Genomic DNA, 22,127 nt, shown 5'->3' with positions numbered 1-22,127 from the left:
GGGCAAGGATGATCCATCAAATCCTGAGATGTATGGCATAAAAAACATTCGTTGGATTGATCATTCGCCCAGGCAGACACTGTCGTCATCCTACAGGAGGACAAGATGATGAAAGGTCAAAAGGGTTATCTGTTGGTCCAGTCGTTCCACGGCTTCTCGCTCGCGGCCTTGTGGCACAAGGTCGCGCGCTGGTACGTCCTGGGTCATGAGCGACGGATGCTGGCGGGCTTGAACGATGAGGCGCTCAAGGACATCGGCTTGTCCCGGGCGGACGTGGAGCATGAACGGGCGCGGCCGTTCTGGGACGATCCGTTGTTGAAATGAGTGCCCGCCGGTTCGCTGGCCAACGGCGTGCCGTTTCAGTGCACAGGTAGTTCGAAAGCGGGCCGCACCAGGGTTTGTACCCGGTTGCGGCCCTTGCCCTTGGCGTCGTACAGCGCTTCGTCGGCTTGGGATAGCAGGCGCGACAGGTCATAGTCCGGGGCCTGGCTGGTTACCACGCCGATACTGACGCTGAGCAGCCCGGGCTCGAGCAGCGTCAGGTCGGCGAAGGTTTCGCGGATGCGCTCGGCCACCCGTACCGCCTCTTGCTCATCCACTGCTGCCAGCAGGCAGGCGAACTCCTCGCCGCCGATACGGCCGAAGGCGTCATTGGCGCGCAAGGTGCGCACCAATACTTGGCTGAAGGCGATCAACGCCTGGTCGCCGGTCTGATGGCCGAAGGCGTCGTTCAGGCGCTTGAAGTGATCGAGGTCGCACAACAGCAACGCCACTGGTACGCCTCGCCGTTGGCAGCCGGCCAGCAACCGTTCGCCATTGGCCATGAATGCCCGGCGATTGCCGATCCCCGTCAGGGCATCACAGAAAGCCGCGGCCTTGAAGCGTCGCTCCACTCGTTCCTTGACCATGGCCAGGGTCACGTAGGCGATGCCGATCACGTAGACCATCGCCTCGAACAGCATGAGGGAAAAGAACGGTACGCCTTCGCCTTGGCCATCCAGGGCCTGGGCCAGCCCCAGGCCCTGGTCGATGACGCTGCGCACGACATAAAAGCAGGTATGCAGGATGGTCAGCACCAGGGCCGGGACATAGGCCACTTCCAGGCTCCGGCGGCTGCGCCAGAACTCCAGGGCTGTCAGGGTTCCATAACCGCTCACCAGCAACGAATAGGCCGTGACCCGTACCGGCATCGATTCATGAAAGGCCGGGATCAGGCACAAGGCCAGCCACAGGCCGGCGCCGGCGAGCATGCCGGCTACATGGGGTTCGCGTCCGGCGAAGACCCGCATCGCCGTCCAGTTCAGGGCCGCGCTGAACAGCAAGACCACGTTGCCGAGCACCACGGGAACCCAGTGTTCTACGTGATGGCGCCAGCTCACCAGGGCCACGCCCAGGGAAGCCAGCAGCATCATGCCGCCCAGGTAGGCCAGTGGCCGTTCGCGGCTTTCCCGCAACCAGGCGTGCAAGGTCAGCAGGCCCATCAGGAAGAAGATGAACACGGATACCACGAGCAAGGTGGGGAGATGCAGCGTCATATCCTGGTTCTCGTCAGCAAGGGCGGAGCGGAAAACAACCGCCGGTGCGGCTAATTGCCATTAATGGGCGCGATTGTAGCCAGAACGGCGACAGGAGGGGCAGTAACTGGTGCGCTGCAAAGGCGGCGAGTTTGCGCTTGCAGGGCAGTGCGGTGCTATCGATGGCTGCCCGGGTCGGTCGGTGTCGCGAAAATGCCCGGCGCCTGGCTATCCAAGTGGGGCGCGGCTGCGTTAGCGTGCGGGCAGACAAGGAGCATCCCATGACCGCAGCCCATTCCTTTTCCCTCAAGCAGGCTCGTCGACTGGCCTTGGCCGCCCAGGGGTTTGGCGGTCGCCAGCCGCCAGCGGCGATCAAGGCCGCGCGGCTCAACCAGCAGATAGAGCGCCTGGGCTTGTTGCAGATCGATTCGGTCAATGCCCTGGTGCGCGCCCATTACCTGCCGCTGTTCTCCCGCCTTGGAAGTTATCCACAGCAGTTGCTGGACCAGGCCGCCTGGAGCCAGGGGCGGCGACGTACCTTGTTCGAATACTGGGGGCACGAGGCGTCGCTGTTGCCGATGTCCATGTACCCGCTGATGCGCTGGCGGATGCAGCGGGCCAGCCAGGGCCAGGGCATCTATTCGCAGCTGGCGCGTTTTGGCCACGAACACCAGGCGACCATCGGCCGGGTCCTGGCCGCCGTCCAGGAACGAGGCGCGCTGGGCGCCGGCAGCCTGTCTACCCGTGAGGAGCGGGCGGGCCCATGGTGGGACTGGAGCGCAGAGAAGCATGCCCTGGAGTGGCTGTTCGCCGCCGGGGAAGTGACGGTGGCCGGGCGTCGTGGTTTCGAGCGCCTGTACGATTTGCCGGAGCGGGTGATTCCCCAGGCGATTCTGTGCCAGCCGCTGCCGGACGAGGCCCAGGCCCAGCGCCGACTGCTGTTGCAGGCGGCGCGGGCCCTGGGCGTGGCCACGGAAAAGGACCTGCGCGATTACTTTCGCCTCGATCCGGCGGACAGCCGTGCCCGGCTGGGCGAATTGCTCGAAGACGGCCAGTTGCTGGCCTGCCAGGTTCAGGATTGGCGCCAGCCAGCCTATTGCCTGCCCGAGGCCAAGGTGCCGCGCAAGGTCGCTGCCAGTGCCTTGCTGTCGCCCTTCGACTCGCTGATCTGGGAGCGCAGCCGCACCGAGCGCCTGTTCGATTTCCGCTATCGGCTGGAGATCTACACACCGCAGCACAAGCGGGTCTATGGCTACTACGTGCTGCCGTTCCTGCATGACGAGCGTATCGCCGCGCGGGTCGATCTGCGGGCGGAGCGGGCCCAGGGGCGCCTGGCGGTGCATGCGGTGCACGAGGAAACCCCAGGCCTGGACGAGCAGGGCATCCAGGCCCTGGCCGGGCAACTGCGGCAGATGGCGGATTGGCTGGGGCTGGCGGATATCCAGCTCAATTGTCAGCGCGAGGGGGCACGGCGTTTGCGCCAGGTCCTGGCCTGAGCGCCGCGCGCCATGGCTGGCGCGGCGCTGTGATCGAGCCTAGCGCTTGACCTGCTTGAGGGTCTCGGCGATCAGAAATGCCAGTTCCAGCGACTGGTCGGCGTTCATCCGCGGGTCGCAGTGGGTGTGGTAGCGGTCCGACAGGCCATCTTCGGTGATGGGGCGGGCGCCGCCGATGCATTCGGTGACGTTCTGCCCGGTCATTTCGATATGGATGCCGCCGGCATAGCTGCCTTCGGCCTGGTGCACCTGGAAGAACTCCTTGACCTCGGTGAGGATCTGCGCGAAATCGCGGGTCTTGTAGCCGCTGCTGGCCTTGATGGTGTTGCCGTGCATCGGGTCTGAACTCCAGAGCACCCGCTTGCCTTCGCTTTCCACCGCGCGGATCAGCCGTGGCAGGTGGTCGCCGACCTTGTTGGCGCCCATGCGCACGATCAGGTTGAGCCGGCCCGGGTCGTTGTCCGGGTTGAGGATGTCGATCAGGCGGATCAGCTCGTCGCCGTTCATGCTGGGGCCGACCTTGACCCCGATCGGGTTGTTCACCCCACGCAGGAATTCCACATGGGCGCCATCGAGTTGCCGGGTACGGTCGCCGATCCACAGCATGTGCGCCGAGCAGTCGTAGTAGTCGTTGGTCAGGCTGTCGCGCCGGACGAAGGCTTGTTCATAGTTGAGCAGCAGCGCTTCGTGGGCGGTGAAGAAGCTGGTCTCGCGCAGTTGCGGCGAGCTGTCCAGGCCGCAGGCGCGCATGAAAGCCAGGGTTTCATCGATGCGATCGGCCAGTTGGCTGTACTTTTCGGCCAGGGCCGAGTTGGCGATGAAGTCCAGGTTCCACTTGTGCACCTGGTGCAGGTCGGCGAAACCGCCCTGGGCGAAGGCGCGCAGCAGGTTGAGGGTGGCTGTGGCCTGGTGGTAGGACTGCAGCAGGCGCTCCGGGTCCGGTACCCGGCTCTTTTCATCGAAACCTATGCCATTGACGATATCGCCACGGTAGGCGGGCAGGGTCACGCCGTTGACCGTCTCGTCGTTGGCCGAGCGTGGCTTGGCGAACTGGCCAGCCATGCGCCCGACCTTGACCACCGGGCAACCGGCGGCAAAGGTCATGACGATGGCCATCTGCAGCAGCACCTTGAAGGTGTCGCGGATCTTCGCCGCGGAGAACTCGGCGAAACTCTCGGCGCAATCCCCGCCTTGCAGCAGGAAGGCCCGGCCCTGGGTGACTTCGGCGAACTGGCGGCGCAACTCCCGGGCCTCCCCGGCGAATACCAGGGGCGGATAGCTGGCCAGGGTCTGCTCGACCTTGAGCAGGTGTGCCGCGTCGGGGTAGTGGGGTTGTTGCTGGATCGGCAGGGCGCGCCAGCTGTCGGGGCTCCAGGGTTGGCTCATCGCAGACTCGAATGCTTTACGTTGGGATGGGCATGTTAGCAGCAAATTAGTGCGTGACCTGTTCCTGCGCCTTGGTCGACAATCGCGCCTTTGCGCTCGCTACCGAGCGGCAGGTTTAGCGCCCTGGCAAGGTTCCCGGCCCGGGCGACGAGGAGATGAAATGACTGAGGAACGCGTCGAACGCGTACTGGCCGAGGTTCACGACGAGTTCGGCATGATCCGGGTCCTGGAAGTGGCCGATTACCGCTTCCTCGAATTCGGTGAGGCCATCGAGCAAAGCTGCGTGTTCACTGCCGACCCCAGCTGGCTGGAGTACGACTACACCCGGGCCATGCTGATCGGCGCGCTGTGCCATGACGCACCGGAGAGCGCGCTGTTTCTTGGGCTTGGCGCCGGCACCCTGACCCAGGCGTGCCTGAAGTTCTTGCCCCTGGAGGACGTCGAGGCCATCGAGCTGCGTCCGGACGTGCCGCGCCTGGCCATCCAATACCTGGGGCTGGACGATGATCCGCGTCTATATATAAGGATCGGCGATGCCTTGGAACTGCTGGAAAGCGCCGAGCCCGCCGACCTGATCTTCGTCGACCTGTATACCGATGTCGGACCGGGCGTCGGGCACCTGGCCTGGGGGTTCCTGGAAAACTGCCAGAAGCGTCTCAATCCGGGTGGCTGGCTGGTGATCAACCAATGGGCCACCGATGACGGCAAGCCCCTGGGCGCCGCATTGCTGCGCGGCCTCTATCACCGCCACTATTGGGAGCTGCCGGTGAAGGAGGGCAACGTGATCCTGATCGTGCCGGCCGACCTGGAGCAGGAGCTGGACATGCCGGGCCTGGTCGCCCGGGCCGAGGCCCTGGCGCCGCGCCTGGGGTATTCGTTGCAGTCGTTGATCAAGGACATCCGGCCCGCTACCTGAGCGGACGCGCCCGGCAGCGCTGGCGGCCAGGCTCGCCGGGTCGACAAGTATCGGTGTGCTTGCATCGCGCAAGTGGCACCGTGGCCCGGGAGATCCGGACGCCATTCTCTGCAGCAGGCGAGGCAGTTTGCCGCAGTGGCTTGGGGGCACGAGGTGAACCGTTTAAGCCAGGGGCCCGAATACGCTTGGGTTCGAGCCCGATGGCCGGCCTTCCGAAACGGCGCAAAGCCTGTGGTAGTCGGGGGTTTGGCGGATTTTTCCGACAAAAAAAACTCCCTTTTTTGAGTAATTCCGGTATAGTGCGCGCCGGCCTTTAGCAGGGCCTCGTTTAGGTAACGCATTTCCCCGAAGTCAGCTTCGGCTGCTTGTCCGCTTCGCGGACTATCCTTGACGTTCATTTCTTTCAATCGTTTTCGCAAATCCCCGCCGACAAAGCTGCCAGGGTGACTCATCGAGTCTTACACGGCATGCGCAGCTTTGGAGCATGGGTCTTTGCGGATGCACTTAGAGGCAGACCCATGACCCAGGAAATCGGCGGCTTCGCCGCTCTTGAACTTCATCCCAGTATTGTTGCTGCAGTAGTCGCCACCGGCTACGAAGAGCCTTCGGCCATTCAGCAGCAATCGATCCCGATCATCCTCGCCGGTCACGATATGATTGGCCAGGCGCAAACCGGTACCGGTAAGACCGCTGCCTTTGCCCTGCCTATCCTGCACCGCATCGATCCGTCCAAGCGCGAGCCGCAAGCTCTGATCCTGGCCCCAACCCGCGAGTTGGCGCTACAAGTAGCAACCGCCTTTGAAACCTACGCCAAGCAAATGCCGGGCGTGACCGTTGTGGCCGTCTACGGCGGTGCGCCGATGGGCCCACAACTCAAGGCAATCCGTAACGGCGCACAGATCGTTGTCGCCACCCCGGGCCGTCTGTGCGACCACCTGCGTCGTGACGAGAAGGTCCTGGCCACCGTGAACCACCTGGTTCTCGACGAAGCCGACGAAATGCTCAAGCTGGGCTTCATGGATGACCTGGAAGTGATCTTCAAGGCCATGCCCGAATCCCGCCAGACCGTACTGTTCTCGGCCACCCTGCCGCAGTCGATCCGCGCGATCGCCGAGCGTCACCTCAAGGATCCGAAGCACGTCAAGATCCAGAGCAAGACCCAGACCGTCACCGCGATCGAGCAGGCCCACCTGCTGGTTCACGCCGACCAGAAGACTGGCGCGGTCCTGAGCCTGCTGGAAGTCGAGGACTTCGACGCCCTGATCATGTTCGTGCGCACCAAGCAAGCGACCCTGGACCTGGCCAGCGCCCTGGAAGCCAAGGGCTACAAGGCCGCCGCGCTGAACGGCGATATCGCCCAGAACCAGCGTGAGCGCGTCATCGACTCCCTCAAGGATGGCCGCCTGGACATCGTTGTGGCCACTGACGTCGCCGCCCGTGGCCTGGACGTACCGCGCATCACCCACGTATTCAACGTGGACATGCCTTACGATCCGGAATCCTACGTCCACCGTATCGGCCGTACCGGTCGTGCGGGTCGCGAAGGTCGCGCGCTGCTGCTGGTGACTCCACGCGAGCGTCGCATGCTGCAAGTGATCGAGCGTGTGACCGGGCAGAAAGTGGCTGAAGTCCGCCTGCCGGACGCCCAGGCCGTGCTCGACGCGCGCATCAAGAAGCTGACCAACGGCCTGGCGCCACTGGTAGCTGACGCCGAGGCGTCCCATGGCGACCTGCTGGACCGCCTGACCGCCGACATCGGTTGCAGCCCGCGCGCCCTGGCCGCGGCCCTGCTGCGCAAGGCCACCAATGGCCAGGCGCTGGATCTGGCGACCATCGAGAAAGAGCGTCCGCTGGTGCCGAACAATGCCCCACGTGGCGAGCGTTCCGAGCGTTACGGCGACCGTCCTGATCGTGGTGATCGCGAGCGTCGCGCTCCGGCTCCACTGGCCGAAGGTCGTGCTCGTTGCCGTACCGCGCTGGGCGCCCGTGATGGCATCGCCGCCAAGAACCTGTTGGGTGCGATCCTCAACGAAGGTGGCCTGGCCCGTGAAGCCATCGGCCGTATCCAGGTACGCGACAGCTTCAGCCTGGTAGAGCTGCCGGAAGACGGTCTGGACCGCCTGCTGGCCAAGCTCAAGGACACTCGCGTTGCCGGCAAGCAGCTCAAGCTGCGTCGCTACCGCGAGGATTGATCCGCTCCCTGGGCTGATCGATCACGCATGAAAAATCCCCGGCTGGTCTGGGGATTTTTTTTGCCCGGGATTTACCCGCGATTCAGCCGAAGCGATAGATGTCCATGCCCAGCGCGCCCATGGTGAAACCCTGGTGGGCCAGGCTGAATGCGCCACCGGCGCCCCGGGCGAAATACAGCGGCAGCAGATGTTCGTCGCTGGGGTGGCTGCGTACGGCATGGGGCGCCTGTCGCCGGTAGTCATGCAGCGCGGCCTGGTCGTCGCTGGCCAGCTTGTCGATCATCCAGTCGCGAAAGGCCTGGGCCCAGGGGGTGACGCTTTCCGGGCCGGCATGCCAGTCCAGTTCCCGCAGGTTGTGGGTGATGCTGCCGGAACCGATCAGCAGCACGCCTTGCTCGCGCAGGCTGGCCAGGGCCTGGCCGATGCGGGTCTGTAACGCCGGGCCCTGCTGGCTGGGCAGGGACAGCTGGACCACCGGAATGTCCGCCTGCGGGTACATCAGCGACAGCGGGACCCAGGTGCCATGGTCGAAGGGCCGTTGCTCGTCGAGTCGCGCCGGCAGGCCATTGGCCGCCAGCAATTGCACGACCTGGGCGGCCAGCCCGGGATCGCCAGGCGCCGGGTACTGCACGGCGAACAGGGCGGCGGGAAAGCCGCCGAAGTCATGCCAAGTCTCCGGATGCGGATGGGCGCTGACCCGTAGGTCGGGGCTTTCCCAGTGGGCCGACACCACCAGGATCGCCCGCGGCCGGGGCAGTTGCGCCGCCAGGCGGACCAGGGCGGGGCCGCTGTCACCGGGCTCCAGGGCCAACATGGGAGAACCATGGGAAATGAACAGGCTGGGGAGCATGAAGAAGGTCCTGAGGGTTAAGATGCGCCATCTTCAATCAGATCATTGATCTAAATCTAATATAAGTTTTAGGGCTTTTTGATCGAATTCCAAGGACATTCCATGCAAGCGGACTTTTGGCACAAACGCTGGGAACGCGACCAGATCGGCTTCCACCTGGCGCAGGTCAATCCTTATCTGCAGCAGTACTGGCCGGGGCTTGGACTCGCTGACCAGGCCCGGGTGCTGGTACCGCTGTGCGGCAAGAGCCTGGACCTGGCCTGGCTCGCCAGTCGCGGGCATCAGGTGCTGGGGATCGAGCTGTCGGAGAAGGCGGTGGAGGATTTCTTCCGCGAACACCAGTTGCAGCCGCAGGTCAGCCAGCAAGGGGTGTTCAAGGTCTATGCCCATGGCGCGATCCAGCTCTGGTGCGGCGACATCTTCGCCCTGGCCGCCGAGGATGTCGCCGGCTGCACGGCCCTGTACGATCGCGCGGCGATGATCGCCCTGCCGCGGCAGATGCGCCAGCGCTATGCCGCGCACATCAATGGCTTGTTGCCCCACGGTAGCCGTGGGCTGCTGATTACCATGGACTACGACCAGGCGCAGCTCGACGGGCCGCCATTCGCTGTTCTGGACGATGAGGTGCGTGAGAGCCTGGAGGGCAGCTGGCAGCTGCAGGTGGAGACCGAGCGCGACATCCTCGGTGAAAGCTGGAAGTTCCTCCAGGGCGGGGTCACCCGGCTGGTGGAGCGGGTCTACCGCCTGGAGAAGACCGGCACCCGCTGAGCTTTTCCGCGACCATGAAAAAGGGCGACTTGCGTCGCCCTTCTTGTTGTTGCCGGAGTGGATCAACCGCGACGGCGCAGGGCGTCGATACGGTCTTCCAGCGGTGGGTGGCTCAGGAACATCCGGGCCAGGCCCTGCTTGATACCGCCGTTGATGCCGAAGGCATTCAGGGTATCGGGCATGTGCACCGGCAGGCCCTGTTCCGAGCGCAGGCGCTGCAGGGCGCCGATCATCGCATTGGTGCCGGCCAGGCGCGCACCAGCTTCGTCGGCGCGGTATTCGCGTTGGCGCGAGAACCACATGACGATGGCGCTGGCGAGGATGCCCAGGACCAGCTCGGCGAAGATGGTCGCCACGTAGTAGGCCATGCCCTGGCCTTCCTCGTTCTTGAAGATCACCTTGTCGACGAAGTTGCCGATGATCCGCGCGAAGAACATCACGAAGGTGTTCACCACGCCCTGGATCAACGCCAGGGTCACCATGTCGCCATTGGCGACGTGGCCGATCTCGTGGGCCAGCACGGCCCGCACTTCATCGGGGGAGAACCGCTCCAGCAGCCCTTGGCTGACAGCTACCAGGGCATCGTTCTTGTTCCAGCCGGTGGCGAAGGCATTGGCCTCGTAGGCCGGGAAAATCCCCACTTCGGGCATCTTGATGCCGGCTTCGCGGGACAGTTGTTCAACGGTCTGCAACAACCATTGCTCATGGCGGGTGCGCGGCTGGGTAATGATCTGCGTGCTGGTGCTCATCTTCGCCATCCACTTGGAGATGAACAGCGAGAACAGCGAGCCGGCGAAACCAAAGACCGCACAGAAAATCAGCAGCTGATTGAGGTTCAGATCAACCCCGTTGGCCGCCATGAACCCGTTGAAGCCGAAAAGGCTCAGGGTAATGCTGGCAATCAGCACGACCGCAAGGTTAGTGGCCAAAAACAGCAGGATTCGCATCATGGTTGTAGAAATCTCCTCAAGCTAAAGATGTAGCGTTCCGCGGGGGTATATAAGGCGCGGCAAGCACCGATTCAATACGGCTTCTATTTCAAACTATGTCGCATGGGGCGGGGCATGACAGGCGTGTGGCAAGTTCATGACCGATCGCCGTGGACGACCATCGTCCAGCTGCGACGCAGACGCTGTGACAGTGGCAACGACGGAAAGTGCAAGCTTAGTAGAAGGGGGGCGGGGAGGGTCAGTGAAGATGTGTTGCTGAATTAATCGCAGTGCGATCCGCGAAAGATCGCACTGCGTTTGAGAAATTACTGACGATAGGACTTGAGGAAGTTGCCGATCCGGCCAATGGCCTGTTCCAGGTCGTCGACCCGGGGCAGGGTCACTACCCGGAAGTGGTCCGGCCATGGCCAGTTGAAGGCGGTGCCTTGCACGACCAGGAGCTTCTCGGAGAGCAGCAGGTCGAGGACGAACTTCTCGTCGTTGTGGATCGGGCAGATCTTCGGGTCGATCCGCGGGAAGGCATACAACGCGCCCATGGGCTTGACGCAGCTTACGCCGGGAATGTCGTTGAGCAGTTCCCAGGTGCGGTTGCGCTGCTCCAGCAGGCGGCCAGGCGGCAGGACCAGGTCGTTGATGCTCTGGTAGCCGCCCAGGGCGGTCTGGATCGCATGCTGGCTGGGCACGTTGGCGCACAAGCGCATGTTGGCCAGCATGTCGATGCCCTCGATGTAGCTCTGGGCATGCTGCTTGGGACCGGAAATGGCCACCCAGCCGGAGCGGAAGCCGGCCACGCGGTAGGACTTGGACAGGCCGTTGAAAGTCAGGCACAGCAGGTCCGGGGCCAGGGAGGCGGTGCAGATATGCACGGCGTCATCGTAGAGGATCTTGTCGTAGATCTCGTCGGAGAACACCACCAGGTTGTGCTGGCGTGCCAGCTCCAGCATGCCCAGCAGCACTTCCCTGGGATACACGGCGCCGGTGGGGTTGTTCGGGTTGATGATCACCAGGGCCTTGGTGTTCGGGGTGATCTTGGCCTTGATGTCGGCCAGGTCGGGCCACCAGTTGGCCTGCTCGTCGCACAGGTAGTGCACCGGGTTGCCGCCGGCCAGGCTCACCGCGGCGGTCCACAGTGGATAGTCGGGGGCCGGAACCAGCACTTCGTCGCCATTGTTGAGCAGGGCCTGCATGGCCATCACGATCAGCTCGGATACGCCGTTGCCCAGGTAGATATCCTCGATGCCGATGCCTTCCACCTGCTTCTGCTGGTAGTACTGCATCACTGCCTTGCGCGCGCTGAACAGGCCCTTGGAGTCGCTGTAGCCCTGGGCGGTCGGCAGGTTGCGGATCACATCCTGGAGAATCTCGTCCGGCGCCTCGAAGCCAAAGGGCGCTGGGTTGCCGATGTTCAGCTTGAGGATGCGATGGCCTTCCTCTTCCAGGCGTTTGGCGTGCTTGAGCACTGGGCCGCGAATGTCATAACAGACGTTGGCGAGCTTGTTCGATTTGCTGACCTGCATGGCGATGTGTTCCCGAAAATGAACGATCCAGGCGGAGGATGAACTACCGTACTGGGAATCCTGCCGTCCTACACCGGGCTGTAGCCCGCACCGGCTGCGGCAAAATCCGTTTGAATGGGTGTAGCGCGGCTGCCAGACTGGCGTCTGACGAGGCGCAATCATACGTGCCGCCCGATCCGTGGAAAAGATACAGATCGGGCTTTTTCCGTTGCAGAGGAAGGACCATGGAAAAGCTGGAAAAAACCCTGGAAGAATGGCGGGCGATGCTCGATCCGGAGCAATACAACGTCTGCCGGCTCAAGGGCACCGAACGCCCGTTCTCGGGCAAGTACAACGGCACCAAGACCGATGGGGTGTACCACTGCGTCTGCTGTGGCGAGCCGCTGTTCGACTCCAGGGCCAAGTTCGATTCCGGTTGCGGTTGGCCGAGCTTCTACGAGCCCATCGCCGACAGCGCGATGATCGAGATCCGCGACCTGAGCCACGGCATGATCCGCACCGAAGTGGTCTGCGCCAAATGCGATGCGCACCTGGGCCATGTGTTTCCCGATGGCCCGCCACCCACTGGCCTGCGTTATTGCATCAACTCCGTCTGCCTGGACCTGGTAGCCCGCTAGGCGGTAAGGCGGGACGATAAGCTAAGGAAATTGTAGGAGCGAGGCTTGCCCGCACTGGGCTCCAGAGCGCTGCGTTCATCCAGTCAATACGCGCTAGTGTTGACGATCATCGCGAGCAAGCTTCGCTCCCATGGAGGATCACCTCGCTCGACTGACGGGCATCAGGCTCCATGGAGCCGATTTTTCGTGATTTAAATTGCATGCAATCTAATTGAGCACTATTTTTATCCGTTCCTAATCTCGAGTGGAGTTGCTGCCATGACCGATGCGTTGCTGACTATCCCCTGCACCACCATCAAGGGCGAGCAGAAGACCCTGGCGGATTTCGCCGGCAAGGCCGTGTTGGTGGTCAACACCGCCAGCAAATGCGGCTTCACCCCGCAATACAAGGGGCTCGAGCAGTTGTGGCAGTCCTACAAGGATCGGGGGCTGGTGGTCCTGGGCTTTCCGTGCAACCAGTTCGGCCAGCAGGAACCGGGCAACGAGGGAGCGATCTCGGAGTTCTGCGAGCTCAACTACGGCGTCAGCTTCCCGCTGTTCAAGAAGATCGAGGTCAATGGCGCCGGTGCCCATCCGCTGTTCGTCCAGTTGAAGAAGCGCGCCCCCGGACTCCTGGGTTCCCAGGGCATCAAGTGGAATTTCACCAAGTTCCTGATTGGCCAGGACGGCAAGCTGGTCAAGCGTTTCGCCCCGACCACCAAACCCCAGGACCTGGCCGGCGAGATCGAAGCCCTGCTCAAATGAACCACCTGCCCGATGCTTCGCTGCAACTGGACAGCCAGCTGTGTTTCAAGCTGTATGCCGCTTCGCGAGCGGTGGTGCGCGGCTACAAGCCGATGCTCGACCAGCTCGGCCTGACCTACCCGCAGTACCTGGTGATGCTGGTGTTGTGGGAGTGGCACGAGACACCGCCGGCGCTGCCCACGGTAAAGGCCCTGGGGGAGCGCCTGGCTCTGGACTCCGGCACCTTGACGCCCCTGCTCAAGCGCCTGGAACAGTTGCAGTTGGTGCAACGCCGACGTTCCGGACGCGATGAGCGCGAGGTGCACCTGAGCCTGAGCGATACCGGGCTGGCCTTGCGTGAGCAGGTCAGGCCGCTCAAGGCGGCGCTATTGTGCGAAAGCGGCGTCGATCTCGACAGCCTGGGCCCGTTGCGCGAACAGCTCGACCGCCTGCTGCTGCAGCTCAGAGCTTGCTCGTAGTCGGTACCCACAGGTCCAGCAGGGCGATCAGTTCTTCGCGCCTGAAGGGCTTGGCCAGGTAGTCGCTCATGCCGGCGGCCCGGCAGCGCTCGCGCTCCTCGGGCATGGCATTGGCGGTCAGGGCGATGATCGGCAGGTCCGGCCAGCGCCCGCTGCGGCGAATTTGCCGGCTGGCCTCGTAGCCATCCATGACCGGCATGTTGCAGTCCATCAGGATCAGGTCGAAATCGCTGTGTTCCAGCTGGTTGAGGGCTTCGGCCCCATGCACGGCCACGGTCACCGCGCAGCCGAGCTTGCTCAGCATGCCCTTGGCCACCAGTTGGTTCACCGGGTTGTCTTCCACCAGCAGGATGTTCGCCCGGCGGATCTGCACCGGCATCTCCAGTTGCGCATCGTTGAGGGTGACGGTTTCGGCCTGCAATGAACGGCGCAGGGTCTGGTACAGCGCGTTGCGTGCCAGAGGCCGGGCTTGTTGCTGCAGGGGGGCCAGGGCGCTGGCCTCCTCGCTGGGCAGGAAGCTGCCGTAGGCGGTCACCAGCAGGATCGGGGCGCTGATGGCCGGGCGCAAGCCGAACAGGCACTCCGGGCAGTCGGTGATCAGCAAGTCAGGACTGAGTCCGGCCAGCGAATCCTCGATGTCGCAACGCTGGTAGGCCAGGCCCCAGGCCGGCAACAGGCTCGACAGCAGCTCGGACAGGCCGCTGCCGCTATCGGTGATGGCGATGATCTTGCCGGACAAGCGCGGCGGCACGGCGGCCGGGGCGTGGCTGGGCAGTGGCAGGTCGGCGCAGAACTGGCTGCCGAACCCCACTTCCGAACTGATGCTCAGGCGGCCGTTCATGGCCTCGCAGAGGTTGTAGGTCAGGGCCAGGCCCAGGCCGGTACCGCCGTACTGGCGGGTGATCCCGGCGCCGGCCTGGGTATAGGGCTGGAAGATCTTCACCTGGGCTTCCTGGGCGATGCCGATGCCGGTGTCGCAGATCTCGATGCGCACGCCGTCGGCCAAGGTGCTCAGGCGCACGTCGACCCGGCCGAAACGGGTGAACTTGAGGGCGTTGGACAACAGGTTGCTGACGATCTGCCGCACTCGCATCGGGTCGCCCAGCACCAGCGCCGGAAATTCCGGGGCCACCAGGCAGGTCAACTCGACGCTGGCCGCGGCGTTCTGCGACAGCAGGTTGGCGGTGTCCTCCACTAGCACCCCGAGATCGAAGGGGATGCGCTCGAGCTCCAGTTGCCCGGCGTCGAACTTGGACATGTCGAGGATATCGTTGAGCAGTTCCACCAGCACCTTGCCGGAGTCATGGGCGATGGATAGCTGCTGGCGTTGTTCGGGGTTCAGCGGGCTGTCCAGGGACAGGGCGATCATGCCCAGCAGGCCGTTGAGCGGCGTGCGGATCTCGTGGCTCATGTTGGCCAGGAAGGCCGAGCGGGCCTGGGCCATGTCCAGGGCGGTCCGCCGGGCGGCTTCCAGCTCCTCGTTGGATTGGCTGAGGCTGGCGTTGCTGGCCTTGAGTTCGGTGGTGCGTGCCGAAACGATGTTCTCCAGTTGCCCGAGGTATTCGGTCAGGCGGTTCTCGGCATTGCGCCGCTGCTGGATCTCGGTGGCCATTATCTCGAACTGCTGGTTGGCCACCTTGACCAGGACTCCGACTTCGTCGTTCTCGTGGCCATGGGGGAAGTCCAGCTTGGCCTGCCGCGAGCCTCGTGGGTCGCGGCTGCTGAGTTCGCGGATCACCCCCACCAGGGGCTTGGTCAGCATCACGTAGAACAGCCCGAGCAGGATCCCGGTGAGGATCAGGCTGCGCACGAAGCCGTTGAGCAGGGTGACTTCGGCGCGGCGCAGGAAGCGGCTACCGAAGGCGTAAGTGTCGACGTCCAGGTGCAGGGTGCCGAGGGATTCCTCCGGCAGGTGGCTGAGGTAGAGGCGGTCTTCGAATTGCCGGTCGGCGCCGAACAGGAAGTCGCTGATGGCCCGATAGCGGCTCTGCAACGGCGGGCGCTCGACGTTGGCCAGCAGGGTATTGTTGTTGTCGATCAATTGCGCACGAATGATCGCCGGGGAGCGCAACAGGCCCAGGGTCAGTTCCTGTGCCAGCTCGGCGTCGATGTTGTAGGCGATGCGTGAGGCCGGGTTGTGGCTGATTTCCAGCAGCGAGTGGATTTCACGATTGATGGAGGCGTCTTCGCTGGCATAATCGATACCGATTTGCACCAGACTGAGCGCGGTCCCCAGAATGAAACCCACCAACACGGTGAGCCGGGCCTGTTTATAGGACAGGCGGTTGGTGAACTTGATATCCATGGGGGGTTGAACCACTTTCGTTTCCCTTCGCTGCGCAAGCATAGCTGATCATCTTGGGTTGCCGGCTTGGCCTGGCAGCAGCTGACAGGGCCTTTGGACCCGTTGATCAGGACTGCGTTTCATCTGTGTGCCGCATCATTACCTTGAACGTGCCTGAGGAAAAGTCGTGGATGCTCGATTGAATGCATTTCTTGAACGCGCCGATGCGGTCCTGGCCCGGATCGAACCGCTGTTGCCCACCCCGCGCCAAGCCATCGACTGGAGCCAGTGCCTGGCTGCGCGCTGGCAACGTGAAGGCCGCAGCGGTTTCCTGCTGCCCCTGGACGTCAGCCTGGACATGCGCCTGAGCGACCTGATCGGGGTCGACAAGCAGCGCGAGCAGCTGGCCCGCAACACCCAGCAGTTCCTCGACGGCTTGCCGGCCAACCACGCCTTGCTCTGGGGTTCGCGCGGCACCGGCAAATCTTCCCTGGTCCGGGCCCTGCTGGCCGAGCATGCCAAGGGCGGCCTGCGCCTGATCGAGATCGAGCGCGACCACCTGGCCGACCTGCCACGGGTGGTGGAGCAACTGGTCAAGCTGCCCCAGCGTTTCGTGCTGTTCTGCGATGACCTGTCCTTCGAATCCGGCGAGGGCGACTACCGGGTACTCAAGAGCGTGCTCGATGGCTCCCTGGAGCAGGCTCCGGAGAACGTACTGTTGTACGCCACCTCCAACCGCCGCCACCTGGTGCCGGAGAAGGAAAGCGACAACGAGAACTGGAAGCGCGTCGATGGCGAGCTGCACCCCAGCGAAGCGGTGGAAGACAAGATCGCCCTGTCGGACCGCTTCGGCTTGTGGCTGTCGTTCTATCCCTTCACCCAGGAACACTTCCTCAACGTGGTGGAGCACTGGATCGGCGAACTGGCCCGCAAGGCCGGCCTGAAGTGGCAGCGCGATGAAGAGCTGGACATCCTGGCGGTGCGCTGGGCTACCGGACGCGGCAACCGCAACGGTCGCTGCGCCTATCAGTTCGCCCGCTATTGGGTGGGCCTGCAACTGCTGGAGCAAAAGCCATGATCGATCTGAAAAACGCCGGACAGGGCCTGGACGGTTATGGGCTGCTGTGTGCCCAGCTCGAATCGCTGCTGGCCGATGAGCGTGACTTCATCGCCAACGCGGCGCAGTTCTCGGCCTTCCTGTTCAGCCAGCTCGACGACCTGAACTGGGCCGGGTTCTACCTCGCCCGTGGTGAGGAACTGGTGCTTGGCCCGTTCCAGGGGCAGATCGCCTGCGTGCGCATTCCTTTCGGCCGGGGTGTCTGCGGCACTGCTGCAGCGACCTTGCAGACCCAGCGGGTAGAGGACGTGCACGCCTTTGCCGGGCATATCGCCTGCGACAGCGCCTCCAACAGCGAGTTGGTGGTGCCGCTGGTCAAGGCTGGCCGGTTGATCGGCGTACTGGACCTGGACAGCCCGAGCCTGGCGCGCTTCGGCGTCGAGGACCAGACGGGGATCGAGCGCCTGGCGCGGATCTTCCTGAACGCCAGCGACTGCTGAGCCCTCAGCTGTCCAATCCGGCCTTGCCCAGCAAGGCCGCCTGGTCCACTTCGTCGATCTGCTGCGGCGTCAGGAAGCGCTCGGCGTACTGCTGATAGATCTTCTGGCGGATGAACAGCCCAAACAGTTGCGGATCGATATGGGCGTCGCGGCACATCATGGCCATGATGTTCAGCGCCTCGCTCAAGGTCTTGCCTTTCTTGTACGGACGGTCTGCCGCGGTCAGCGCCTCGAAGATATCGGCGATGGCCATCATCCTCGCCGGCAAGCTCATCTGCTCGCGCTTGAGTTGGCGTGGGTAACCGCTGCCGTCCATTTTCTCGTGGTGACCACCGGCGATCTCCGCCACGCCCTGCAAGTGGCTGGGGAAGGGCAGGTGCTCGAGCATGATGATGGTCTGCACTATGTGGTGGTTGATCACGTAGCGCTCCTCGGCGGTCAGGGTGCCCCGGGGAATGCTCAGGTTGTACAGCTCGCCACGGTTGTACTTGTGCTCCGGCACCTGGAGCTTGAAGCCCCAGGGGTTGTCGGCGGCGAACACTTCCGAGCTGTCGCGCTCCAGCAGGTGGTCGGGCCTGTCGGCCAGCAAGGTTTCCGTGACCGGCAGACTGGACGCCGGCGAACGTTCCAGGCGCTGGCCCTCGGCCCAGGACACGCCCAGGCGATTGTCCAGGGTGCGGCTCCAGGTGCGTTGGGCGATGCGCTGCAAGCGCTGCTGGTCGGCCTCGGCCATGAACTCCGCCCCCAGGTTGCAGCGGGCGACGAAGGCGAATTCCTCATCCAGCTCCTGTAGCCGGGCGTCGCGCTCGCTAGCTTGGGGCGCTTCCTCGGCCCCTTGGGCCAGGGCCTTCCAGTAGTCGATCCAGACATCGCGCTTGAGCACTTCGAAGCGAGTGCGGATTTCATGGATGCGGTCGTTCAGGGTTTCCAACTTGGTGGCCTTGTCCACCACGTATTCAGGGGTGGTGACCTTGCCGCAGTCGTGCAGCCAGGAGGCCACATGCAGCGCTTCCCATTCGTCCTCGCTGGGCCTGTAGGTGGCGAATTCCGGCTCCTGGCTGGCCGCTGCGGCCTCGGCCAGCATCAGGGTCAATGCCGGCACGCGCTGGCAATGCCCGCCGGTATAGGGGCTCTTGGCGTCGATGGCGCCGGCCAGCAACTGGATGAACGAGTCCAGTAGCTGCTTCTGCTTGTTCTGCAGGCGCTGGCTTTCGATGCACAGCGCGGCGGTGGCCGATACCGCCTGGATGAAAGCGATGCGATCGGGGCTGAGCTTGTCCAGGTCCGCCTCGGTACCGCTGTCCACCAGGAACAGCAGGAGCATGCCCACGGTCTCGTGGTGCCGGTTGCGCAGGCGAATTCCCACCAGGTGGGTGCTGGGGCTGTCCAGGGCGAGCAGTATCCTTTGCAGCTGGCCGGCCTGCTCGAAGCCCAGGGTGGTGACCACGTTGTCGTGGTCCGCCAGCTGGCGCAGCCAGTCCGGGTTGTGCGGGGCGGCCAGGTCCTGGGTGGCGATATCGAACGACGACAGGTCCTGGGGTTGCCCGTCGATGATCAGGCCGTGGGGCTCCAGGCGCGATCCCTTGCTCTCGCAGAGGTAGATCAGCCCGGCCTGGGCCTGGGCGATCTTCACCGTTTCGAACAGCACCCGCTGCAGCAACGGGTCGAAGCGGGTTTGCGCGGACAGGCTGGCATTGATCTCGAAGAAGCTGGCCAGGGTGCTCTTCATCCGCGTCATGGACACGCTCAGCTGATCCACTTCCAGCACCGGTGAACGGCGTGAGGCCGGGTAATGGAAGTCGAAGCTGCGGATGGCATCGGCCTCTTGCACCAGGTTACGCAACGGACGGACCAGGATGCGCGAGATCAGCCAGCCCAGGGGCAGGCACAAGAGCAAGGTGGTGAGGGTGATCAACGCGCCTTGCCAGCGCAGGCGGTAGGCATCGGCCAGCAGCTCATCCTCGGGCACCAGCAAGTCCAGTTGCAGGCCGCCGGGGCCGCCTTCGGCGATGTGGCTGCTGGCGACTATCCAGTTGCGGCCCTGGGCTTGCAGGTGACCGCCCTCGGTCCGCCCCTGCAGCAGGGCATCGAGCGCCGGACTCAGGTCGCTGCCCTTGATCAGGCGTGCGGAGCGTTGCTCCAGCAGCAGCTTGTGACTTTCGGGATAGGCCACGACATTGCCCAGGTCGTCCAGCAGGGCGACTTCGGTGGTGGGCGTGACCCGATGCTTGGCCAGGGTCGAAGACAGTTGTTCCAGGGTCAGGTCGGCGGCGATCACTGCCATCTTTCCGCTGCTGCGAGCCAGGGTGGTGCCGACGTTGAGGGTGGAATAGAACACATAGGGGCGGGTGGTGATCTGGTCGGTATTGCCCCGGGCATTGACGAACCAGTCCCGGGTCCGTGGATCGTAGCGCTCGTCTGAATGCTCCAGGCGCTCGAGCAGCACCAGGTTCGCGTCATAGAACAATGACTGCGACTTGACCTGGCCGGCACTGGCATCGCGCTCGATGCTCCATACCTCATAGGCGCTGTTGGCCGGGGCCTGGCGCTTGTCCCGGATCTGGGCGTCGCGCAGCGGGCGCACCATGAAGAAATCGCCGTTGGCATAACCCAGGTACAGCGAGGCCAGGTCGGAGTTGTCCAAGAGGGACTGGCTGAATGGCCGGAGCAGTTCCAGCCGCTGCTCCAGGCTGGGGGCCTGGGTCGCCGACCTGGTCGCCAGCAGGCTGAGCACATGGCGGATGGGTTCGTAGGTGGATCTCAGGTCGCTGCGGACATCCTGCTCGATGCGCTGGAACAGTTTTTCGCTGCTGCCCAGGATGATCCGGGTGGTGGCGTGGTAGTTGTAGATGCCCAGTATCACCCCGGTCATGAGCAGCAACAGGGTGAACATCACACTGATATGAATATGCAGAGGGAAGCGGCGTTGTGCGGGCAAGGGGGTGCTCGGCATTCCAGTTCTCTCCAAAGGCACATCGGGCTCGGCTCAGGATCCAAGCATAGTTAAGGCGGGCATTCCTGCCTCGACTGGCCTGGAGTTCGCCGACCTCGACCCGTTCCCGGGCATGGACGGTGTGGGCGGTAGGTGCGGCGAAGAGAATACTGGCTTTGTGATATCAATCTGGCAATAGGGTATCGCCAGGGACCGGCATCAGCTGCCGTTGATGGTGCGGTGCAGGGCGCAGGGATCAGGCGGCAGGTTGGCGCAAGGATTCGATATGTTGGTACAGGGCCTGGCTGAACCGCACCAGGGCCAGGTCGAGGTCGCGCACCTTGGTATCGAGGGTGTCGATCCCACTGTCATCCTGGCAGGCCTGCTCCAGTGCTTCGCAGCAGCGGTACAGGACATTGGCCCCGGCCATCAGCGCAGAGCCCTTGACCTTGTGGGCCAGGGCCCGCAGTTCGTTCTGGTTGCCGACGGCGATCAGTCCCAGCATCCGCCGATCGTCGTGGCAGCATTGCAGCAGCTCCCTGAGCATGCGCAAGGCGAACGGCGTATCGCCGCGGGTGAGGGCCAGCAGGGCGGTCATGTTGAAGCAGTCCGCCCTGGGCAGCGGGGCGAGCATCGCCAGCTTGCGGCCCAGCAGGTTGATGCCCAGGGGTTTGAACAGGCAGTCATGCATGCCGGCTTCCAGGCATTGCCGGACCGTTTCTCGCTCATGGCTGGCGCTGTAGCCGAGCACAGTGATGGCTGGGCGCTGGGTCCGGGCCTCGTCGCGGCGTATGGCTGCGGTCAGCTGGTAGCCGTTCATCCCGGGCATGTTGCAGTCGACGATCAGCAGGTCGAAGTCCCCGGCCAGCCATAGCCGGTATGCCTGTGTGCCATCCTCGGCGCAGGTGACTCGGTGCCCCAGGTACTCCAGTTGCCCCTGCAGCAGCGCCAGGCTGGCCGGATGATCGTCCGCCAGCAGGATATCCAGCGGCGGGCTGGCGATCTGGCGTACAGGTTCCTCGATCACCGGGGCGGGCGCTTCGCGGCCGGCCAGGGTCAAGCCGACCCGCGCCTCGGTGCCAGGGCCGTTGCGCCCGTGCAGGGTCAGGCTGCCGCCCATCTGCTGGCACAGGTGGTGACTGATGGGCAAGCCCAGCCCGGTACTGTCGCGGGCCGACTGGCCGGCCGTGGCGGATTGGGCGAAGGGTTGCAGCAGCACGCGCTGGCGTTGTTCCTCGGCGATGCCCAGGCCGGTATCCAGCACTTGCAGGCGCAGCCGGAACTGGTCCGGCAGGGAATCGGGCTGCAGGTGCAACCTGACCCGGACTTCGCCCAGGTGGGTGAACTTGATCGCATTGCTCAGCAGGTTGCTCAGCACCTGCTTGAAACGCAGGGCGTCGATCAGTACCTGGGGTTCGGGTTCCGGGGCGTTGAACTCCAGGTGCAAGCCCAGGTGCTTGCGCCGCGCCAGGACCTGGAATATCCCCATCACCGGATCGACGCAGTCCCGCAGCAGGACCCAGTCCGGGTTGAGGGACATTTGCCCGGACTCGATCCGAGTCACGTCCAGCAGGTCCGCCAGCAGCTCCCGCAGGTCCCTGGCAGAGTCCAGCGCCAGCTCCAGGGAGCAGCGGTTCGGATCCAGTGGCTGGGTACGGCGCAGCACCAGCTCCAGCAGGCCGACCAGGGCATTGAGCGGCGTGCGGATCTCGTGGCCGATATTGCCCAGGAACCGGCTTTTTTCGCGGCTGGCGGTTTCGGCCTGCTGCTTGCCGGCCTTCAGCTCTGTGGTGGCCTGCAGGGCCGCTTGCAGCGAACGTTGGCTGCGGCGCAGCCGCCGGTATAGCCAGGCCAGGCCCAGTCCAGCCGCCAGGAGCAAGGCCCAGGGGGCGGGTTGTTGCAGTATGGGCTCGATCATCGCCATGGCCTGCGAGGTGGCCAGGACG

At 64.0% G+C, this 22,127-nt stretch carries 17 protein-coding genes and 1 pseudogene; 10 read left to right on the top strand and 8 right to left on the bottom strand.

What is annotated here, in order from left to right:
• Positions 1–108 precede the first annotated feature (108 nt).
• On the top strand, positions 109–324 hold the full coding sequence (locus C4K40_RS21980) for a DUF1127 domain-containing protein (protein ID WP_053133421.1): 216 nt from the start codon (positions 109–111) through the stop codon (positions 322–324).
• Positions 325–359: 35 nt separating this feature from the next.
• Here the strand turns inward: C4K40_RS21980 and C4K40_RS21975 are convergent, their stop codons facing one another.
• Positions 360–1,535 carry a diguanylate cyclase gene (locus C4K40_RS21975; RefSeq protein WP_053133127.1) on the bottom strand — a complete coding sequence of 392 codons (1,176 nt, stop codon included), beginning with the start codon at positions 1,533–1,535 and terminating at the stop codon, positions 360–362.
• Positions 1,536–1,795: 260 nt separating this feature from the next.
• Here C4K40_RS21975 and C4K40_RS21970 point away from each other — a divergent pair, with 260 nt between their 5' ends.
• A complete protein-coding gene (locus C4K40_RS21970; protein ID WP_053133125.1) occupies positions 1,796–3,010 on the top strand; it encodes a winged helix-turn-helix domain-containing protein in 1,215 nt (404 codons plus the stop codon).
• 39 nt (positions 3,011–3,049) lie between these two features.
• Here the strand turns inward: C4K40_RS21970 and C4K40_RS21965 are convergent, their stop codons facing one another.
• Positions 3,050–4,396, bottom strand: a complete 1,347-nt coding sequence (locus tag C4K40_RS21965) for a class II 3-deoxy-7-phosphoheptulonate synthase (RefSeq protein WP_022640061.1) — start codon at positions 4,394–4,396, stop codon at positions 3,050–3,052.
• Between the two features lie 160 nt (positions 4,397–4,556).
• Between C4K40_RS21965 and C4K40_RS21960 the strand changes: the two genes are divergently transcribed.
• Positions 4,557–5,312 carry a spermidine synthase gene (locus C4K40_RS21960; protein WP_022640060.1) on the top strand — a complete coding sequence of 252 codons (756 nt, stop codon included), beginning with the start codon at positions 4,557–4,559 and terminating at the stop codon, positions 5,310–5,312.
• A gap of 484 nt (positions 5,313–5,796) precedes the next feature.
• Positions 5,797–7,504, top strand: a pseudogene (locus C4K40_RS21950) (DEAD/DEAH box helicase).
• Between the two features lie 82 nt (positions 7,505–7,586).
• On the opposite strand, the gene C4K40_RS21945 reads toward C4K40_RS21950, so the two are convergent.
• Complete coding sequence (locus C4K40_RS21945) at positions 7,587–8,354, bottom strand: class III extradiol ring-cleavage dioxygenase (RefSeq protein WP_022640057.1); 768 nt, start codon at positions 8,352–8,354, stop codon at positions 7,587–7,589.
• Between the two features lie 102 nt (positions 8,355–8,456).
• Between C4K40_RS21945 and C4K40_RS21940 the strand changes: the two genes are divergently transcribed.
• Positions 8,457–9,122: a thiopurine S-methyltransferase gene (locus tag C4K40_RS21940; RefSeq protein WP_053133122.1), complete on the top strand. Its 666-nt coding sequence runs from the start codon at positions 8,457–8,459 to the stop codon at positions 9,120–9,122.
• A gap of 62 nt (positions 9,123–9,184) precedes the next feature.
• Here C4K40_RS21940 and htpX read toward each other — a convergent pair whose 3' ends face one another.
• Both htpX and C4K40_RS21930 read right to left on the bottom strand, forming a co-directional pair.
• Positions 9,185–10,072, bottom strand: a complete 888-nt coding sequence (gene htpX, locus C4K40_RS21935) for a protease HtpX (RefSeq protein WP_022640055.1) — start codon at positions 10,070–10,072, stop codon at positions 9,185–9,187.
• 305 nt (positions 10,073–10,377) lie between these two features.
• Positions 10,378–11,589, bottom strand: coding sequence for a pyridoxal phosphate-dependent aminotransferase (locus C4K40_RS21930; RefSeq protein ID WP_053133119.1), 1,212 nt, complete (start codon positions 11,587–11,589; stop codon positions 10,378–10,380).
• A 224-nt stretch (positions 11,590–11,813) separates the two neighbouring features.
• Here C4K40_RS21930 and msrB point away from each other — a divergent pair, with 224 nt between their 5' ends.
• The 3 genes from msrB (at position 11,814) to C4K40_RS21915 (ending at position 13,408) form a co-directional block, all read left to right on the top strand.
• A complete protein-coding gene (msrB, locus tag C4K40_RS21925; RefSeq protein WP_022640040.1) occupies positions 11,814–12,206 on the top strand; it encodes a peptide-methionine (R)-S-oxide reductase MsrB in 393 nt (130 codons plus the stop codon).
• 258 nt (positions 12,207–12,464) lie between these two features.
• Positions 12,465–12,950, top strand: a complete 486-nt coding sequence (locus C4K40_RS21920; protein WP_022640039.1) for a glutathione peroxidase — start codon at positions 12,465–12,467, stop codon at positions 12,948–12,950.
• Positions 12,947–13,408: a MarR family winged helix-turn-helix transcriptional regulator gene (locus C4K40_RS21915; protein ID WP_053133116.1), complete on the top strand. Its 462-nt coding sequence runs from the start codon at positions 12,947–12,949 to the stop codon at positions 13,406–13,408. Before C4K40_RS21920 ends, C4K40_RS21915 begins: the two co-directional genes overlap by 4 nt.
• Here C4K40_RS21915 and C4K40_RS21910 read toward each other — a convergent pair.
• A complete protein-coding gene (locus tag C4K40_RS21910; RefSeq protein ID WP_053133113.1) occupies positions 13,392–15,713 on the bottom strand; it encodes a response regulator in 2,322 nt (773 codons plus the stop codon). The genes C4K40_RS21915 and C4K40_RS21910 overlap by 17 nt on opposite strands.
• A 166-nt stretch (positions 15,714–15,879) precedes the next feature.
• Between C4K40_RS21910 and C4K40_RS21905 the strand changes: the two genes are divergently transcribed.
• Both C4K40_RS21905 and C4K40_RS21900 read left to right on the top strand, forming a co-directional pair.
• Positions 15,880–16,770, top strand: a complete 891-nt coding sequence (locus tag C4K40_RS21905) for an ATP-binding protein (RefSeq protein ID WP_031320248.1) — start codon at positions 15,880–15,882, stop codon at positions 16,768–16,770.
• Positions 16,767–17,249, top strand: coding sequence for a GAF domain-containing protein (locus tag C4K40_RS21900; protein ID WP_053133110.1), 483 nt, complete (start codon positions 16,767–16,769; stop codon positions 17,247–17,249). The genes C4K40_RS21905 and C4K40_RS21900 overlap by 4 nt, the downstream gene beginning before the upstream one ends.
• 4 nt (positions 17,250–17,253) lie before the next feature.
• On the opposite strand, the gene C4K40_RS21895 is transcribed toward C4K40_RS21900, so the two are convergent.
• Together C4K40_RS21895 and C4K40_RS21890 are read right to left on the bottom strand one after the other, a co-directional pair.
• Complete coding sequence (locus tag C4K40_RS21895) at positions 17,254–20,202, bottom strand: HD domain-containing phosphohydrolase (RefSeq protein ID WP_053133107.1); 2,949 nt, start codon at positions 20,200–20,202, stop codon at positions 17,254–17,256.
• A gap of 235 nt (positions 20,203–20,437) precedes the next feature.
• Positions 20,438–22,099 (bottom strand): response regulator, encoded by a 1,662-nt coding sequence (locus tag C4K40_RS21890; protein ID WP_083456925.1) that lies wholly within the window; start codon positions 22,097–22,099, stop codon positions 20,438–20,440.
• Positions 22,100–22,127: the final 28 nt, after the last annotated feature.

The organism is Pseudomonas sp. CMR5c (assembly GCF_003850545.1).
In the GTDB taxonomy this organism is placed as follows: domain Bacteria; phylum Pseudomonadota; class Gammaproteobacteria; order Pseudomonadales; family Pseudomonadaceae; genus Aquipseudomonas; species Aquipseudomonas piscis.
The sequence above is the reverse complement of the archived record's forward strand: the minus strand, read 5'-3'. Positions and strand labels throughout refer to the sequence as shown.